Source organism: Streptomyces sp. SPB162 (assembly GCF_029504575.1).
Lineage (GTDB): Bacteria > Actinomycetota > Actinomycetes > Streptomycetales > Streptomycetaceae > Actinacidiphila.
The window spans coordinates 3,009,285-3,026,688 of the sequence record NZ_JAQFII010000001.1; the positions used below are offsets into that span (position 1 = coordinate 3,009,285).

Below are 17,404 nucleotides of genomic sequence, written 5' to 3' on the forward strand. Positions count from 1 at the left end.
TGGTGTTCGCGTTCGCCGCGCTGCTAGCGTTCACGGACACCGCCTTCCGTCCAGGTCGACTCAGACAGGATCGCCCACGGCGGTCCCCGGGCCGGGCCGCCTGTCGTCACCCAGCGTTCTTCCCGCATCCCAGAGAAAGCTACTCCGGCTGATGTCCGACACTTCGCAGGACCGCAAGAGCACCGCCGACGCCGGCTACACCGAACGTCTGGCGACCCTGGAAAAGGCCGGTATCAAGCGGCTGCTTCCCACGCAGGCCCCGTACCGCTGGAACCTGCGCCGTCTGAAGCTGGGCCGGGTGCTCGACATCGGGTGCGGGCTGGGCCGGAACCTGCAGAACTGCGGTCCGGACAGCGTGGGTGTGGACCACAACCCGACGTCGGTGGCGATCGCCCGTGAGCGCGGCCTGACCGCGTACACCCCGGAGGAACTGGCCGAGGCGGCGGACTGCGGGCCCGGCTCCTTCGACAGCCTGCTGTGCGCGCACGTGCTGGAGCACCTGGACGAGGACGTGGCGTCCGGTCTGCTCACCCAGTACCTGCCGTACGTGAAGCCCGGCGGCTCGGTGGTCCTCATCACCCCGCAGGAGGCCGGCTACCGCACGGACGCCACGCATGTGCGCTTCATCGGCTTCGAGGAACTGCGGGCCTACGCCGCCGAGGCGGGTCTGACCACGCGGCGCGCGTACTCCTTCCCGTTCCCCCGCGCCGCCGGGAAGGTCTTCCCCTACAACGAGTTCGTCCTGGTCTCCTCGGCTCCGGCGGCCTGATCCGGCCGTACCGCGAACCCTCCGCGCCCCCGCCCTCCCGGTCCACCGGGACGACGGGGGCGCCGTGCGTTCCGGCGCCGCGCGCACGCGAGCGCGGAGCGTCCGCTCATGGCCGGATTCCTGTGCCAGGGACAGGAGTTCGCACCGATAGCATCGTCCTTCGATCGCCTATCGGGGGTGCCGGACATCGCCAGCAACGACAGCGTCAACGGTGACGCTCCCGGTGCGCTCGGCGCGCTGCGGCCGGAGGATCCCCGCGAGATCGCCGGATACCGGCTGCTCGCCAGGATCGGCGAGGGCGGCCTGGGCGCGGTCTACCTGTCGCACGCTCCGGGTGGGCAGCCCGTCGCCCTGAAAGTGGTCCGCCGGGAGTACGCGCGCGACGAGGGGTTCCGCAGGCGCTTCCAGTCGGACGTGCGGGCCGCGCTGGACGTGCGGGGCTACCACGTCGTCCCGGTCGTCGGGCACGACTCCACCGGTGACCGGCCCTGGCTGGCCACCGCCTACATACCGGGCCTCTCCCTCGACGACGCGCTCGCCGTCTTCGGGCCGCTGCCGCCCACCGCCGTCCTGCAGCTGACCGGCTGTGTGGCCGGGGGGCTGCGCGCGGTGCACGGCTGCGGGATCGTCCACCGCGATCTCCAGCCGGGCAACGTCCTGCTGGGCGACGACGGTCCCTGGCTGGCGGACTACGGCCTCGCCGGAGCCGCGCAGTCCACGCGGCTGACGCGCGGCACGGGCCTCGTCGCGGCCCCGCAGTACATGTCTCCCGAGCACGCCGGCGGGGACGCCCTCACCCCCGCGACCGACGTCTTCTCGCTGGGCCTGGTCGCCGCCGTCGCCGCGTCGGGTCGCCATCCGTACGGCGAGGGCGGCCCCGGCGGTCCCGTGAGCATCGCCACCCGGATCGCCAACACGGCCCGCCGGCCGCCGGACCTGTCCGGCTACCCGGACGTGCTGCGGCCGGTGCTGGAACGCTGTCTGGCCGCCGATCCCGCCGACCGGCCCACGGCCGCCGAGCTGGCCGAGCTGTGCGAGCGGGCGGCCGGGCGGCCGGTGCGCGACTTCACGGACTGGCTGCCGGAGCGGCTGACCGCGGAGATAGCGCGGCGCACCGCCGCGGCCCGGCGGCCGCCCGCTCCGGAACCCCTGACATCCGACGCACCGCCGGACGACCCCGTCCCCGGGGTCTCGCCGGGCAACCTCTTCGGTCCGGTCGTCGCCACCTGGTCCAACTGGGGCACCGCCACACCCGATGTCGCGCCGGTGGGCGGCACGTACCGGCAGCAGACGCTCCTCGCGATCGCCGGCAGCATCGTCGCGCTGCTCCTCGCGGTGACCCTGACCTTCGCCTTCCTGCGCAACAGCGGCCACGACCCGGCACCGTCCCCTCCCGCGCCCACCACTTCCGGGCAGCCGTCGCCGGGCCCGTCCCCACCGGCGACCACCCGCTGACGCCTCACCGACAGCGCGACGCCGGCCGGACCCCGGGGTACGGGGTCCGGCCGGCGTCATCGCGCGGTGTCAGCGGCGGGCGGTGTCAGCGGCGGGCGCGCAGCAGCGTGCGGAACGTCCGCATCGCGACCGAGAGGTTCGCGAGATCGAACTCCTCCGAGCCCTGGATCTCCTCGAGGGTGGTCCTGGCGCGGCCGATGAGCGCCGCGTTCTGCTCCTCCCACGTCTTGAAGCGCTGCTCCGGGGTGGAGGTGCCGTTCCCGGCGGCCAGCACGTCGGCGGTGAGCGAGGCGTGCGCCGCGAAGAGGTCCTCGCGGATGGCCGCGCGGGCCATCGACTGCCAGCGGTCGGCCCGCGGCAGCTCGATGATGCGGTCCAGCAGCTGGGTGATCCGGAGCCGGTCGGCGAGGTCGTAGTAGACCTCGGCGACCTCGATCGGGTCCTTGCCGGAGCGGTCCGCGACATCGACGATGTCGAGGGCCGGGAAGGCGGAGGAGAAGCCCGCGACCCGGGTGGCCAGCTCCGCCGGGACGCCCGCGCCGGTCAGCTCGTCGTAGATGTTCTGGTACCACTCCAGGTCGGCGCCGCGCACCAGCTTCGGCAGCTGCGCCCAGACGGTCTCCACCCCGTCACGGAAGAACTCGATCGTCTCGGCGATCTGGAGCGGCTGCGGCCGGTTGTTGAGCAGCCAGCGCGTGGCGCGCTCGACGAGGCGGCGCGAGTGCAGCCTGACGCGGGTGAGCACGTCGGCGGGCACGGCGTTGTCGAGCGCCTCGACCGCGTCCCAGATCGCGGGGAGTCCGAAGATCGCGCGGGCGGCGGTGTGCGCCCGGACGATCTCCTCGCCGGTCGCCCCGATCTCCTCGCGGAAACGGTGCAGGAAGGTCGTGCCACCGGTGTTGACGGTGTCGTTGACCAGCATCGTCGTGACGATCTCACGGTGCAGCGCGTGGTTCTCGATCTGCGGCGCGAACCGCTCGCGCAGCGGCTGCGGGAAGTAGTCGTGCAGCAGCGTGCGCAGGTACGGATCCTCCGGGAGGTCGGTGTGGATCAGCTCCTCCGCGACCGTGATCTTCGTGTACGCCATCAGCACGGAGAGCTCGGGCTGGCTCAGGCCCTGGCCGTTGGCGAGCCGCTCGCGGATCTGCCGGTCGGTGGGGAGGAACTCCAGCGCCCGGTCGAGCCGGCCGTCGCGGACCAGCTTGCGCATGAAGCGCTGGTGGGCGTGGAGCAGGCTGGAGGCCTGCGCCATGCCGTTCCCCAGCGCCACGTTCTGCGCGTAGTTGTTGCGCAGCACGAGGCCGCCGACCTCGTCGGTCATCGCGGCGAGCAGCGTGTTGCGCTGCTTGACGGTCAGATCGCCGTCCGCGACCACGCTGTTGAGCAGGATCTTGATGTTGACCTCGTGGTCCGAGGCGTCCACACCGGCGCTGTTGTCGATCGCGTCGGTGTTGATCCTGCCGCCGTTCACGGCGAACTCGATCCGGCCGAGCTGCGTCAGCCCCAGGTTGCCGCCCTCGCCGACGACCTTGACCCGCAGGTCGGCGCCGTCGACGCGGATCGCGTCGTTGGCCTTGTCGCCGACGTCGGCGTGCGACTCGGTCGAGGCCTTGACGTAGGTGCCGATGCCGCCGTTCCAGAGCAGGTCCACGGGGGCCTGCAGGATCGCCTTCATCAGCTCGGCGGGCGTGATCTTGGCGACGTTCGACTCGATGCCGAGCGCCTTGCGGACCTGCGCGGTGATCGGGATGGACTTGGCGCTGCGGGGGTGGACGCCGCCGCCCGCCGAGATCAGCGACGTGTCGTAGTCGGCCCACGAGGAGCGCGGCAGCTCGAACATCCGACGCCGTTCGGCGAAGGAGGTGGCCGCGTCGGGGTTCGGGTCCAGGAAGATGTGCCGGTGGTCGAAGGCGGCGATCAGCCGGATGTGCTCGCTGAGCAGCATCCCGTTGCCGAACACGTCGCCCGACATGTCGCCGACGCCGACGACCGTGAAGTCCTCGGACTGCGAGTCGTGGCCCATCTCGCGGAAGTGCCGCTTGACCGACTCCCAGGCGCCCTTGGCGGTGATGCCCATCTTCTTGTGGTCGTAGCCGACCGAGCCGCCGGAGGCGAACGCGTCGCCCAGCCAGAAGCCGTAGCTGACGGCGACCTCGTTGGCGATGTCGGAGAAGGACGCCGTGCCCTTGTCCGCCGCGACGACCAGGTACGTGTCGTCCTCGTCGTGCCGCACCACGCCGTTCGGCGGGACGACCTCGCCGCCCACCAGGTTGTCGGTGATGTCGAGCAGGCCGGAGATGAACGTCTTGTACGAGGCGATGCCCTCGGCCAGCCACGCGTCACGGTCCACCGCCGGGTCGGGCAGCCGCTTGCCGACGAAGCCGCCCTTGGCGCCGACCGGCACGATCACGGTGTTCTTCACCATCTGCGCCTTGACCAGGCCCAGTACCTCGGTACGGAAGTCCTCGCGCCGGTCGGACCAGCGCAGGCCGCCGCGGGCGACCTTGCCGAAGCGCAGGTGGACGCCCTCGACCCGCGGCGAGTACACCCAGATCTCGAACGCCGGGCGCGGCGCGGGCAGGTCCGGGATCGCCTGCGGGTCGAACTTCATCGACAGGTAGCTGTGCCACTGCCCGTCGTCGCGGCGCTGGAAGTAGTTGGTGCGCAGCGTCGCCTTGATGAGGGTGAGGAAGGAGCGCAGGATGCGGTCCTCGTCCAGCGAGGCGACCTGGTCGAGCGCGCCGTCGAGCTCCTCCAGGAGCCCGTCGGTCAGCTCCTTGCCGGCCCGCTGGTGGTCGGGCGACATCCGGGCCTGGAAGAGGTTGACCAGCAGCCGGGTGGTGTGGACGTTGTTGCGGAGGGTGTCCTCCATGTAGTCCTGGCTGAAGGTGGAGCCGGCCTGCCGCATGTACTTGGCGTAGGCGCGCAGCACCATGGCCTGGCGCCAGTTCAGCCCGGCGCGCAGCACCAGGGCGTTGAAGCCGTCGTTCTCCGCCTCGTCGGTCCAGGTGGCGGCGAACGCCTCCTGGAAGCGCTCGCGGGCGTCGTCGCCGAGATCGCCGAGGGAGGTGTCGAGCCGCAGGCCGAAGTCGTACACCCAGGCACGGGTGTGGTCGGTGCGGCGCAGCTCGTAGGGGCGCTCGTCCACGACCTCGACGCCGAGCTTCTGCAGCACCGGCAGGACGGCGGAGAGCGAGACGGGCGCGCCGGTGCGGTAGATCTTGAAGCGCCGCTCCCCGGGGGCCGCGCCGACCGGCTCGTACAGGCTGAGGGTGAAGTCGCCCTCGGGCTTGAGGCGTTCGATGTGCTGCAGGTCCGCGACGGCGGAGCGGGGGGTGAAGTCGGCCCGGTAGCCGTCGGGGAAGGCCTGGGCGTAGCTGCGGGTCAGTTCCGCGGCCCGCTCCTCGCCGCACTCGGCGTTGAGCGCCTCGGCGAAGCCGTCGGCCCAGGAGCGGGCGGCCTCGACGAGCCGGGCCTCGATCCGCTCGATCTCGGCCTCGGTGAGGTCGGTGAGGGCCGTACCGGGGGCCACCCGGACGACGAAGTGCAGCCGGGAGAGCACCGATTCGGTGTTCCAGGCGGTGAAGTCGACGCTGTGGCCGTTCAGCTCGTCCTGGAGGATGTTGGTGAGCCGCAGCCGCACCGCCGTGGTGTAGCGGTCGCGCGGCAGGTAGACCAGCGCGGAGTAGTACCGGCCGTACTCGTCCTGCCGGAGGAACAGCCGCAGCCGGCGGCGCTCCTGCAGGTACAGGACGCTGGTGACGATGGAGCGCAGCTCGTCGGCCGGCGTCTGGAACAGCTCGTCGCGCGGGTAGGTCTCCAGGATCTGGAGCAGGTCGCGGCCGTCGTGGCTGTCCGGGGTGAAGCCGGCGCCCTCCAGCACCTCCTCCACCTTGCGGCGGATCACCGGGACGCGCCGTACCGACTCGGTGTACGCGGCGGAGGAGAACAGGCCCAGGAAGCGCCGCTCGCCGATGACGTTGCCCTCGGCGTCGAACTTCTTCACCCCGACGTAGTCGAGGTAGGAGGGCCGGTGGACGGTGGAGCGGCTGTTGGCCTTGGTGAGGATCAGCAGTTTGTGCTCACGGGCCTTGGCCCGTGCGTCGACCGGCAGCCGGTTGAACGAGGGGGAACCGGGGTGGGTGCCGTCGTCCCCGTGCTGGGGGTCGGAGCGCAGGATGCCCAGGCCGGTGCCGGGCACGGCGGACAGGACGTCCTCACCGCTGCCGTCGGGGCCGGCGGCGGTCGTCAGCTCGTACTCGCGGTAGCCGAGGAACGTGAAGTGGTCGTCGGCGAGCCAGCGCATCAGCTCCCAGGCCTCGCCGACCTCCTGCTCGGGCAGCGGCGGCGGCGTCGCGGCGAGCTCCTCGGCGATCCGGAGCGTCGCCTCGCGCATCTTCGTCCAGTCCTCGACGGACTCACGGACGTCGGACAGCGCGCCGCGCAGCTCCGCGGTGATCTCCTTGAGGTCGTCGCGGTCGGTCTCGCGGTCGATCTCGACGTGGATCCAGGACTCGGTGAGCGCGTCGTGCGGCAGATCGGCGGGGGCGCCGCCGTTGTCGTGCACCCCGCAGCCGGAGTCGATGATCTCCAGCAGCTTCCCCGTCAGGTCGCGACGCACCACGATCTGCGGGTGGACCACCACGTGGATCGCCCGGTCGGCCTGCGACAGGGCGTTGGTGACCGAGTCGACGAGGAAGGGCATGTCGTCGGTGACGACCTCGACGACGGTGTGGCTGCACGCCCAGCCGTTCTCCTCGACCGTCGGGGTGTGCACCCGGACGTTCGCGGTGCCCTGGGGGCGCAGCTCCGCGAGTCGGTAGTGGGACAGCGCCGCGCCGTACACGTCGACCGGATCGCGGTCGAGCAGGTCCTCGGGTGCCGTGTGCAGGTAGTAGCGCTGGAGGAACGCGAGCAGCGCCTCTTGGTCGAGGCCCTGGCCGGGTGGTCCCCCTGCCGGGCTGTTCTCAGCTACCCGGGCCGCCCGTGCGAGCAGCTCGGTCTTGGCTTCGTCCAGCTTGGTCTGCATGTCCTCTGACTCCTGTCGCGCGCCGTTGCGTGACGTCGGGTGATGGCGCGGCGTCCCGGTGCGCGGGTTCACCGCTACGGGACGACGCTATGCCTGGGTACAGGGGAGCCGGACCCCGGTTTACGGGTCGGACTCGCCTGCAGGGATCAACGCTGATCACGCAGTAAGGCTATCGCTCCGGCCGGGGGGGCTGTCAGGGGACGCCTCTGTACAAATAGCGGACGGATTCTTGGACCAAATGGACAGGGCGCAAACAGTTGCGCGTCCGTTGAGTTCAGGCAGGCTCAGACGCGGTCAGCACGGCTGATCACTTCGCGGCGAGGCGCCGGGCGGCCTCGACCGCCTCCGCGAGCGAATCCACCACCGGCACTCCGGCCGCCGCCAGGCTGACCCGGCTGTGCGAGCCGCCGGTGTACAGGACGGCGTGCGCTCCCGCGTGGGCGGCCGCCAGCGCGTCGTCCACCGCGTCCCCGATGACGACCACGCGGTCGGGCGCGACGCCCTCCAGCGCGGCCAGGTGGCGGACCATCTGGGCGGCCTTGCCGCCGCCGGACGGCCCGGTCGAACCGTCCATCCGGACGAAGTGCCGCTCGATGCCATGGGTGCGCACGATCGGTATCAGCAGATCGTGCGGGGCGAGCGAGCAGAGCGACTGCGTCAGCCCCGCGAGCTGCTGGGCGGCCAGCAGCTCGGCCGCGCCCTCGGCGAGAGCGCAGTCGCCGGCCCGCTCCCAGTAGTGGCGGTGGAACGCCTCGTCCATCGCCAGCCACTCGGCGTCCGTGGGCAGCCGGCCGATCAGCCGCTCGTAGAACTTCGGCACGGGTACGCAGTACAGCTCGCGGTAGCGGTCCAGCGTGATCGGGGACAGGCCGAGCTCGGCGAAGGAGGCGTTCGTGGCCTCCAGCACCGCGTCGATGTCGTGGAAGAGGGTCCCGTTCCAGTCCCACACCAGATGCGCGTTCACCCTCACGACGTTACCCGGCGGCTACGACAGCCCGGCGGCCGCACGGGGTCCGGGCGGCACGGGACCGGGGCGGAACGGAGGGCCGGGCGGCACCGGAGGGTCCGGGGGCCTCAGCCGATCAGGTTGGGGATCTCCTGGGTCGCGAACCAGAGCAGTTCGTGGTCCTCAGCGCCGTCGACGGTGAACCGGGCGTCGTCGTCGCCCGCGTCGGCCGCGCCCAGCGCCAGCGCGGCGGCGGTCACGTCCTCCTCCGCTTCGTCGGCGTCCAGGTGTACGGCGGCGGCGTCGCGCATCGACACCGCGGCGGCCAGCCGGACCTCACCGAGGGCGGCCGAGTCCAGCCCGCGGTCCGGGTCGAAGGAGACGGCCGACTCCGGCACGTCCACCGCGAGCACGACACGGCGGCGCGGGACGTCGGGGGCCACGGCGAGCTGCCGGAGCGACGCCTGGGCGGCCCGGGTCAGAGCCGCGTACTCCAGCTCCTCGATGTCGTCGGAGACGTACCACTCGCGAAGGCTGGGGGTGACCGCGTAGGCGTCCAGCGGGGCGGGGCCCAGTTCGCCCGCCTTGTGGGCCCCGGCCAGGCCGGGCAGGGTCGTGGGGATGTAGACGCGCATGCCGGTCAGCATACGTGCGGAACGGCGCGACCACGCGGATAGGTGAAACGGCCGCCCGTGCCCCGCGCCCGCGGACGCCGTTGCCCGCCGCCGCCCGCCCCCGTACAACCGGGTTACCGAACGGTAGAAACCGGCGGCCGGGGCCGCCCGGTGGCGCCGGCGCAACCGGATGATCCCGCCCGCACCGCACCACGGGGGTACCAACATGGCCGTCACGTCACCCGCGTCCGCCCGTCCCGGACCGGCCCGCGCCGCCCGCAGGTCCGGCCCGCCGAACCGGCACGACCACCGGCGCCCGCCGGTCCGGGAGGGATGGGCGGGCCGGGCGGCAGCCGTTCCGCCGCACCTGTGGTTCGCCGGCCGGCTGCTCACCGTCCTCACCGGCCGGCAGCCCATCAGCTGCCTGGCCGGCCGGGTCCGCGGCCCCGCCTACGACCGGCTCTGGGAGCTGGTGAACGCACGCGCCGACTGGCGGCACCGGGCCCGCGGCCAGGCGCCCTACGTCCACAGCTGCCAGGTCGCGCGGCAGCACGACGGCGCCCTGGAGGTGACGGCCGTCGTCTCCCTGACCCATGACGCCTTCCGGGCCATCGCCTTCCGCCTGGAGCGCGGCCCGGCGGCGGGTGCGGCCGAAGGAGCGGGCGGGGGTGTCTGGCGCTGCACCGCGGTCGAGGCCCGCTGACGGGGGTACGAACGCGGCCGGGGCCGGACCCCCGTGATGGGAGCCCGGCCCCGGCCGGTGCTTCGCTGTCGTGCCTCGTGCGTCCCGCCTGCGCTACTTCTTGCGGCGCTTGCCGCCCTTGGCGGCCTTGCGGCGCTCCGCGCGGGTCTGGCCGTCCGAGTCCGAACCGCCGTTCTCGTTCTCGAAGTCGCCCTCGACGACACCGCCCTCGCCGTCCACCGAAGGAGCGGAGAAGTGCAGCCGGTCGGGGCGCTGCGGGGCGTCCAGGCCCTTGGCGCGGATCTCGGGACGGGCCTCCTTGACGAGCGACGGCGCCGCGTCTTCGACCGGGACCTCCTCGACCTGCTGCTCGACCTGGACGTCCAGGTTGAACAGGTAGCCGACGGACTCCTCCTTGATGCCCTCCATCATGGCGGTGAACATGTCGAAGCCCTCGCGCTGGTACTCGACCAGCGGGTCGCGCTGCGCCATGGCGCGCAGCCCGATGCCCTCCTGGAGGTAGTCCATCTCGTAGAGGTGCTCACGCCACTTGCGGTCCAGCACCGACAGGACCACGCGGCGCTCCAGCTCGCGCATGACGTCACCGGAGAGTTGCGCCTCGCGCTCCTCGTACTGCTCGGTGATGTCGTCCTTGACCGTCGCGGCGATGAACTCGGCGGTGATGCCGGCCCGGTCGCCGGCCGCGTCCTCGAGGTCCTCGACGGTGATCTTGATCGGGTAGAGCTGCCCGAAGGCGTTCCACAGCCGGTCCAGGTCCCAGTCCTCGGCGAAGCCGTCCTTCGTCTCGGCCTCGATGTACGCCTCGATCGTGTCGTCCATGAAGTGCCGCACCTGCTCGTGCAGGTCCTCGCCCTCCAGGACGCGGCGGCGCTCGCCGTAGATGACCTCGCGCTGCCGGTTGAGCACCTCGTCGTACTTGAGGACGTTCTTACGGATCTCGAAGTTCTGCTGCTCGACCTGCGACTGGGCGGACGCGATCGCGCGCGTCACCATCTTGTTCTCGATCGGGACATCGTCCGGCACGTTGGCCATCGACATCACGCGCTCGACCATCTGCGCCTTGAACAGGCGCATCAGGTCGTCGCCCAGGGAGAGGTAGAAGCGGGACTCGCCCGGGTCGCCCTGACGGCCGGAACGACCGCGCAGCTGGTTGTCGATCCGGCGGGACTCGTGGCGCTCGGTGCCCAGCACGTACAGGCCGCCGAGCTCCTTGACCTCTTCGAACTCGGCCTTCACGGCCGCCTCGGCGCGCTTGAGCGCCGCCGGCAGGTCCGCGGCCCACTCCTCGACGTGTTCGACCGGGTCCAGGCCGCGCTGGCGCAGCTCGGCCTCGGCGAGGTCCTCGGGGTTGCCGCCGAGCTTGATGTCGGTGCCGCGGCCGGCCATGTTCGTGGCGACGGTGACCGCGCCCTTGCGGCCGGCCTGGGCGACGATGGACGCCTCCCGGTCGTGCTGCTTGGCGTTCAGCACCTCGTGCGGGACACCGCGCTTGGCCAGCTGCGCCGACAGGTACTCGGACTTCGCGACCGAGACCGTGCCGACCAGGACCGGCTGGCCCTTCTCGTGCTTCTCGGCGATGTCCTCGACGACCGCCGCGAACTTCGCCTCCTCGGTGCGGTAGATCAGGTCCGCCCGGTCCAGGCGCGCGAGGTCGCGGTTGGTCGGGATCGGGACGACGCCCAGCTTGTAGATCTGGTGGAACTCGGCGGCCTCGGTCATGGCCGTACCGGTCATGCCGGAGAGCTTGTCGTAGAGGCGGAAGAAGTTCTGCAGAGTGATCGTGGCGAGGGTCTGGTTCTCGTCCTTGATGTCCACCCCTTCCTTCGCCTCGATCGCCTGGTGCATGCCCTCGTTGTAGCGGCGGCCCGCGAGGATACGGCCGGTGTGCTCGTCGACGATCATGACTTCGCCGTCCATGACGACGTAGTCCTTGTCGTTCTTGTAGAGCTCCTTGGCCTTGATCGCGTTGTTCAGGTAACCGACGAGCGGGGTGTTCACCGACTCGTAGAGGTTGTCGATGCCGAGCCAGTCCTCGACCTTGGCGACGCCGCTCTCGTGGATGGCGACCGTGCGCTTCTTCTCGTCGACCTCGTAGTCACCGGTCTCCTCGACGCCGATGCTGCCGGCCTCGCCCCGGTTCAGCCGCTTCACCAGGCGGGCGAAGTCGGCGTACCACTTGGTCGCCTGGTCTGCCGGGCCGGAGATGATCAGCGGGGTACGGGCCTCGTCCACGAGGATCGAGTCGACCTCGTCGACGATCGCGAAGTTGTGGCCGCGCTGCACCAGCTCGTCCTTCGACCACGCCATGTTGTCGCGCAGGTAGTCGAAGCCGAACTCGTTGTTGGTGCCGTACGTGATGTCGCAGGCGTACATCTCGCGGCGCTGCGCCGGCGACATGTTCGCCAGGATGCAGCCGACCTGGAGGCCGAGGAATTTGTGCACCCGGCCCATCCACTCCGAGTCACGCTCGGCGAGGTAGTCGTTGACGGTGATGAGGTGGACGCCCTTGCCGGAGATCGCGTTCAGGTACGCGGGCAGGGTGCCGACCAGGGTCTTGCCCTCACCGGTGCGCATCTCCGCGACGTATCCGAGGTGGAGGGCGGCACCGCCCATCATCTGGACGTCGTAGTGGCGCTGGCCGAGCACGCGCTTGGAGGCCTCACGAACCGTGGCGAACGCCTCGGGGAGCAGGTCGTCCAGGGTCTCGCCACCCTCGAACCGCTCCTTGTACTCGGCGGTGAGGGCCCGCAGCTCGGCGTCCGTCAGATTGACGAAGTCCTCTTCAATGGAATTGACCTGGTCCGCGATGCGGTGCAGCTTGCGCAGGATCTTGCCTTCGCCTGCACGCATGAGCTTGTTGAAGACGGACACGTAGGCTGGCTCCTTGCCGGTCGGGCCTGGCACGTAATCTCGCGCTGGGCACAGCGGGATGCACTCCGCCGCAACGGCCATCGTAAGCGAGGACACCTGCGGGCCGGGAGGTCCGTCAGCACACCGGTCCTGCGTCACCCCGCGTAGTACTACAAATCGCCTTTTCAACCGGCTCGGCGACGGGCGCCCGCCGGGCGGTCCCGGCGGTCGGGGATACTCCGCTCATGGAGCCCACCACCCTCACCACAGAACGTCTCCTCCTGCGCACTCTGGAGCCGGCCGACGCCGACGCCGTGTACCAGGCGTGCCAGGACCCCGAGATCTCCCGCTGGACCAGCGTCCCCTCGCCGTACACGCGGGAGCACGCGGCGGACTTCACGGGTCCGGTGAGCGCCCAGGGGTGGGCGGACGACATCCTCTACAACTTCGGCGCCTTCACCAAGGACGACGGCACGCTGGTCGGGTCCATCGGACTGGTGCGGCTCGGCAGGCTGGGGCCGCCCGACCACCAGGCCGAACTCGGCTACTGGACGGTCAGGGAGCAGCGCGGCCGCGGGTACACCGCCGAGGCGGGCCTCGCGGTGTGCCGGTGGGCGTTCACCGACCTCGGGCGTGGAGCGCATGGAGTGGTACGCGGACGCCGGCAACGAGGGGTCGCGCGCGGTCGCCCGCAGGATCGGCTTCGTCCTGGAGGGCACCCAGCGCGCCAAGATCATCCACAACGGCACCCGGCGGGACTGCTGGTCGGGTTCGCTGCTCCCCTCGGACCTGGGACTTCCGCTGTCGACGCCGTACCTGGCGTTCCCGGGCGCGTAAGTCACCTCGGGCGGGCTGGGGGGCGGGCTCGGGCGGGCTTCGGGCAGGCTTGGGGCAGGTTTCGGGCGGGCTTCGGGCGGGCTTCGGGCGGGCTCGGGCGGGCTTCGGGCGGGCTCGGCCAGGCTCGGGCGGGTTCCGGGCGGGCTCGGGCGGGCTTGGGGCAGGTTTCGGGCGGGCTCGGCCAGGCTCGGGCGGGTTCCGGGCGGGCTCGAACGGGCTTCGAACGGGCGGAACCCAGGGGGCATGCGGCATTGTCAGTGGCGCGTTCTAGGCTCTGCGGCATGACTCCGCTGCCGCCTCCCGTAGCCACCCTGTCCGCGGATGACGCCCGCCGGATCGCTCTGCGGGCGCAGGGCCTGCTCGGCGTGCCGGACCGGCGCGCGGGGGTTCGCGGGGTACTGCGCAGACTCGGGGCGGTGCAGCTCGACACGATCTCCGTCCTGGCGCGGTCGCACGAGCTCATCCCGTACGCGCGGCTGGGCGCCGTGAGCCGGGAGACCGTCGAGAAGGCGTACTGGAACGGCTCCCACGCGTTCGAGTACTGGTCGCACGCCGCCTGCATCCTGCCCATCGAGGAGTGGCCGCACTTCGCCTTCCGGCGCCGCGCCCGGCGGGACAAGGGCCACCGCTGGCACGTGCTGGAGGACGCGGATCGCTCGTGCGGAGCCGTGCTGGACCGGCTCAAGGCCGACGGGCCGCTCACGTCCACGGAACTGGGCGGCGCCAAGAACGGCGGCCCGTGGTGGGACTGGTCGGAGACGAAGATCGCGGTGGAGTGGCTGCTGGACACCGGGCAGGTGGTCTGCACGGAGCGGCGCGGCTGGAAGCGCGTCTACGACCTCGCGGAGCGCGCCGTTCCCGGCGCCCTGCTGCATGACGACCTCTCGGACGCCGAGTGCGTGCGGCGGCTCGTGGCGCAGGCCGGGGCGGCGATGGGCGTGGCCACCCGCGCCGACCTGGCGGACTACCACCGGCTCAAGGGCGAGCAGGTGATGTCGGTGATCGAGGACTCCGGGCTCGTCCCGGTCGAGGTCGAGGGCTGGGCCAAGCCGGCCTGGGCGGACCCGCTGGTACTGGACGCCGAGTCCGCCGCGAAGCGCGGCCGGCACCGCACCACGCTGCTCTCCCCGTTCGACTCCCTGGTCTGGGACCGGCCGCGTACGGAGCGGATCTTCGGTTTCACCCACCGGCTGGAGGCGTACGTCCCCAAGCCGAAGCGCGTCCACGGCTACTTCGCGATGCCGCTGCTGGCGGGCGGCAATCTGGTGGGCCGGGTGGACCCGGCACGCGAGGGCAGCACCCTCGTGGCCCGACAGGTGACGCTCGAGGGCCCGAAGGCGGTGCAGCCGGCGGCCGAGGCGATCGCCGAGGCGGCCGGCTGGGTCGGCTGCACGGACGCGCGGGTGGAGCGGGTGCTGCCGGAGACACTGCGGGAGCCGCTGGCGGACGCACTGCGCCTGACGCACGACCGCCGCTGACGCACGGCCGCCGGCTCGCGCCCGCCCTCGCGCGGGCTACCGGATCTCGAGGATCTTCTCGCGCATCGCGTAGACCACGGCCTCCATCCGGGAGTGCAGCTGCAGCTTCTCCAGGATGTTGCGCACGTGGTTCTTCACGGTGTTCTCGCTGATGAACAACTGCTTGGCGATGTCACGGTTGTTCAGGCCGGTCGCCACGAGCTTGAGCACTTCCAGCTCCCGGTCGGTGAGCCGCGGCGCGGGCACCAGTCGCCGCTCGTCGGTCCGCTGGATCATCGACTTGAACTCGGTGAGGAGCTTCGACGCCATCGAGGGACTGATCTGCGACTGACCGTCGGCCACGGCGCGGATGGCGGTGGCGACCTCGTCCGTGGAGATCTCCTTGAGGAGGTATCCCGTCGCGCCGGCCTTGATCGCCTCGTAGAGGTCGGCCTCTTCGTCGCTTATCGTCAGCATGATGATCTTGGCGCTGGGGGCGACCTCCTTGATCGAGGTGCAGGCCTCGATACCGCCGCGCCTGGGCATCCTGACGTCCATCAGCACGATGTCCGGCAGCAGGTCGGCGGCCTTCTCCACCGCCTCCGCGCCGTCCCCCGCCTCACCGATGACCTGGATGTCCTCCTCCTGGGCGAGGACGATCTCCAGGCCTCGCCGGAACAGGGCGTGATCGTCGACGACCAGCACCCTGATGGGCTCCTTGCGGGGCGCCTCCAGGTGGTCCCTCGCGGGACCGCGCCCCTCGTCGCCGATGTCTGCGGGCTCGAAGCTGTCCGGCATCAGATCCTCCCCCTCAGGCCAGAGTTGGCAGCTTGTCCCATGCTTTCACGACTGGGGGCCGTCTGGTGCTTTCGTGGCTGGGGGGCCGGACCGTCCGGGGCGCGGCGCCGCCCCCGGAGGAGTGTCCGGGGGCGGCGCCATCCATATGGCCGTGCGGCGGGGAAAATCAGCGGCGGAGCGCGCCGCCCGCGCCTGAGGGCGCCTCCTCGGCGGACGGGTCCGCCTTCAGGTGAAGGACTCCGTAGTCGTAGCCGTGCCGCCGGTAGACGACACTCGGCGAGTTCGTGTCGGAGTCGATGAAAAGGTAGAAGTCGTGCCCGACCAGCTCCATCTCGTAGAGGGCTTGGTCGAGCGCCATCGGCGCGGCGGCGTGCGTCTTCTCGCGCACTACCAACGGGCCGTCCCCCTGCACCTCGAGCGGCCCGATCCGGGTCGTCGGTACGGCGTCCTCCGCGGCCGGCGCGGGCGCCGAGCCGTTCAGCTCACCCGTCAGCCCGGCTGTGGCCTGGGCGACGCTGACCGGCGTACGCCCTCCGCCATGGTGCACCCGGCGCTTGTCGGCCGCCTTGCGCAGCCGCGCCTCGAGCTTGGCCACCGCGAGGTCGAGCGCGGCATACGGATCGGCCGCAGAGGCCTCGGCTCGCACCACGGGGCCGCGGGTGTTCAGTGTGATCTCCACCCGGTCGGACCTGTCCGACTGGCGGGGGTTGAGCTCTTTGGACACCTCGACGTCCAGGCTGATCACCTTGCCATCGAGCTTCTGGATCTTGTCCAGCTTCTCGGTCACGTGCTTACGGAACCGATCAGCCACCTCGGTCTTGCGGCCCTTGATGACGATGTCCACTCAGAACTCCGTTCCGGATCGCTCCGAACGCGCGGAGCGCATCCCAATCGCTTAGGCCGGCCGGGCACCTGTCCCGTCCGGCGCTGCGTCAGCTGCTGCTTCTCCTGCCCCGAAATTCGCCGGAGCCACCGAAGCCGCGGCTTTCACCTCCTTCTCCCCCACCAGCAAGATCAACACCCCATGGTGTTCACCCTGCCTCACAACCGAACATAGTCCTGGAGTGCGGAGGTCGGCATCCCCAGCATCGGTATACCTCCGTTCGGGTGAACGCCCGGCTGTACTAGCTGCAACGACGTCCTCCGGACCAAAGTTCCGTTTCCGCCGGCCCCGCGACCACCGCCGCGCCCGCGATCCGGCCGCCCGCCGCCTCCACCGCCCGCGCCGCCTCGGCCAGCGAGGCCCCGGTCGTCATGAGGTCGTCCACCAGCACCACAGGAGCCACCTCCAACAGCCCGCGACAGCCCCTCGCTGCCACCACGGCGCCCGACAGGTTCGCCAGCCGCTCGCGGCCGCTCAGCCCCGTCTGGTCGGCGACCGCCCGCCCGTGGCGCAGCACCGCGGCCACCCGCGCCCGCCGCCCCGACCGGCGCAGCTCAGCGGCCGCGCACCGCGCGATCCGCCGGGTGGCGTCGTGTCCCCGGGCCGCCACCGTCCGCCGCGCGGAAGGCACCGGCACCAGAAGCAGCGGCCCCACAGCACCCATCCGGAGCACCGCCCCGGCCAGCGCCGCGCCCAGCGGCCGGGCCAGTCCCAGCGCGCCGCGTTCCTTGTGCGCGAGCACCACCGCCCGCACCTCGTCCGCGTAGACCGCCGCCGCGTGCACCACCGGCAGCCCGCTCGGCGCCGGATCCGGCCGCACCCGCCGCACGGCCGCCCCGTCCGGCGAGCCCAGCAGCTCTCCACACCCGCCGCACAGGGCCGTGCGCGGTCGACCGCAACCCGCGCAGTCGACCGGCAGGACCAGCCCGGCGAACTCCGTCCACCACGCCCGCATGGCCACCACTCTGCCCGCTGCGGGGGCCCTCCACCAGCCCCCTGCCCAGCCTGTGGAAAACCCGCGTGGGGGACCCGGGCCAGGCCCTCACGGGCAGCCGCACGTCAG

General features: G+C 71.5%; 11 protein-coding genes and 1 pseudogene. 5 read left to right on the plus strand and 7 right to left on the minus strand.

All coding sequences use genetic code 11. The features are described from left to right. The first annotated feature begins 151 nt into the window (after positions 1 to 151). Together M2266_RS13700 and M2266_RS13705 are read left to right on the plus strand one after the other, a co-directional pair. The gene (locus M2266_RS13700) at positions 152 to 769 is read left to right on the plus strand and encodes a class I SAM-dependent methyltransferase (RefSeq protein WP_277438448.1); all 618 of its coding nucleotides are present in this window, start codon (positions 152 to 154) and stop codon (positions 767 to 769) included. A 177-nt stretch (positions 770 to 946) separates the two neighbouring features. Continuing rightward, positions 947 to 2,224 carry a serine/threonine-protein kinase gene (locus M2266_RS13705; RefSeq protein WP_277438449.1) on the plus strand — a complete coding sequence of 426 codons (1,278 nt, stop codon included), beginning with the start codon at positions 947 to 949 and terminating at the stop codon, positions 2,222 to 2,224. Between the two features lie 85 nt (positions 2,225 to 2,309). Here M2266_RS13705 and M2266_RS13710 read toward each other — a convergent pair whose 3' ends face one another. The 3 genes from M2266_RS13710 to M2266_RS13720 all read right to left on the minus strand — a co-directional run bounded on the left by M2266_RS13710 (position 2,310) and on the right by M2266_RS13720 (position 8,834). Then, positions 2,310 to 7,253: an NAD-glutamate dehydrogenase gene (locus M2266_RS13710; RefSeq protein WP_277438450.1), complete on the minus strand. Its 4,944-nt coding sequence runs from the start codon at positions 7,251 to 7,253 to the stop codon at positions 2,310 to 2,312. A 307-nt stretch (positions 7,254 to 7,560) separates the two neighbouring features. Beyond that, the gene (locus tag M2266_RS13715; protein ID WP_277438451.1) at positions 7,561 to 8,217 is read right to left on the minus strand and encodes an HAD family hydrolase; all 657 of its coding nucleotides are present in this window, start codon (positions 8,215 to 8,217) and stop codon (positions 7,561 to 7,563) included. A gap of 110 nt (positions 8,218 to 8,327) precedes the next feature. Then, positions 8,328 to 8,834: a hypothetical protein gene (locus M2266_RS13720; RefSeq protein WP_277438452.1), complete on the minus strand. Its 507-nt coding sequence runs from the start codon at positions 8,832 to 8,834 to the stop codon at positions 8,328 to 8,330. Between the two features lie 205 nt (positions 8,835 to 9,039). On the opposite strand from M2266_RS13720, the gene M2266_RS13725 reads away from it, so the two are divergent. Further along, positions 9,040 to 9,516, plus strand: coding sequence for an Rv3235 family protein (locus M2266_RS13725; protein ID WP_277438453.1), 477 nt, complete (start codon positions 9,040 to 9,042; stop codon positions 9,514 to 9,516). A 93-nt stretch (positions 9,517 to 9,609) separates the two neighbouring features. Here the strand turns inward: M2266_RS13725 and secA are convergent, their stop codons facing one another. Beyond that, complete coding sequence (gene secA, locus M2266_RS13730) at positions 9,610 to 12,387, minus strand: preprotein translocase subunit SecA (RefSeq protein ID WP_277438454.1); 2,778 nt, start codon at positions 12,385 to 12,387, stop codon at positions 9,610 to 9,612. A gap of 224 nt (positions 12,388 to 12,611) precedes the next feature. On the opposite strand from secA, the pseudogene M2266_RS13735 reads away from it, so the two are divergent. Next, positions 12,612 to 13,203, plus strand: a pseudogene (locus M2266_RS13735) (GNAT family N-acetyltransferase). A 281-nt stretch (positions 13,204 to 13,484) separates the two neighbouring features. After that, positions 13,485 to 14,681, plus strand: a complete 1,197-nt coding sequence (locus tag M2266_RS13740) for a crosslink repair DNA glycosylase YcaQ family protein (RefSeq protein WP_277438455.1) — start codon at positions 13,485 to 13,487, stop codon at positions 14,679 to 14,681. 36 nt (positions 14,682 to 14,717) lie between these two features. Here the strand turns inward: M2266_RS13740 and M2266_RS13745 are convergent, their stop codons facing one another. From M2266_RS13745 to M2266_RS13755, 3 genes are all read right to left on the minus strand, one after another. Next, positions 14,718 to 15,458 carry a response regulator transcription factor gene (locus M2266_RS13745; RefSeq protein WP_277438456.1) on the minus strand — a complete coding sequence of 247 codons (741 nt, stop codon included), beginning with the start codon at positions 15,456 to 15,458 and terminating at the stop codon, positions 14,718 to 14,720. A 166-nt stretch (positions 15,459 to 15,624) separates the two neighbouring features. After that, positions 15,625 to 16,302 (minus strand): ribosome-associated translation inhibitor RaiA, encoded by a 678-nt coding sequence (gene raiA, locus M2266_RS13750; protein ID WP_277438457.1) that lies wholly within the window; start codon positions 16,300 to 16,302, stop codon positions 15,625 to 15,627. Between the two features lie 280 nt (positions 16,303 to 16,582). Next, a complete protein-coding gene (locus M2266_RS13755) occupies positions 16,583 to 17,296 on the minus strand; it encodes a phosphoribosyltransferase family protein (RefSeq protein ID WP_277438458.1) in 714 nt (237 codons plus the stop codon). Positions 17,297 to 17,404: the final 108 nt, after the last annotated feature.

Excerpts from the sequence above, each read along its gene's own strand:
- M2266_RS13700 (WP_277438448.1), top strand. The coding sequence starts at position 152 with ATGTCCGACACTTCGCAGGACCGCAAGAGCACCGCCGACGCCGGCTAC.
- M2266_RS13725 (WP_277438453.1), top strand. The coding sequence starts at position 9,040 with ATGGCCGTCACGTCACCCGCGTCCGCCCGTCCCGGACCGGCCCGCGCC.
- M2266_RS13710 (WP_277438450.1), bottom strand. The coding sequence starts at position 7,253 with ATGCAGACCAAGCTGGACGAAGCCAAGACCGAGCTGCTCGCACGGGCG.
- M2266_RS13720 (WP_277438452.1), bottom strand. The coding sequence starts at position 8,834 with ATGCGCGTCTACATCCCCACGACCCTGCCCGGCCTGGCCGGGGCCCAC.
- M2266_RS13740 (WP_277438455.1), top strand. The coding sequence starts at position 13,485 with ATGACTCCGCTGCCGCCTCCCGTAGCCACCCTGTCCGCGGATGACGCC.
- M2266_RS13745 (WP_277438456.1), bottom strand. The coding sequence starts at position 15,458 with ATGCCGGACAGCTTCGAGCCCGCAGACATCGGCGACGAGGGGCGCGGT.
- M2266_RS13755 (WP_277438458.1), bottom strand. The coding sequence starts at position 17,296 with ATGCGGGCGTGGTGGACGGAGTTCGCCGGGCTGGTCCTGCCGGTCGAC.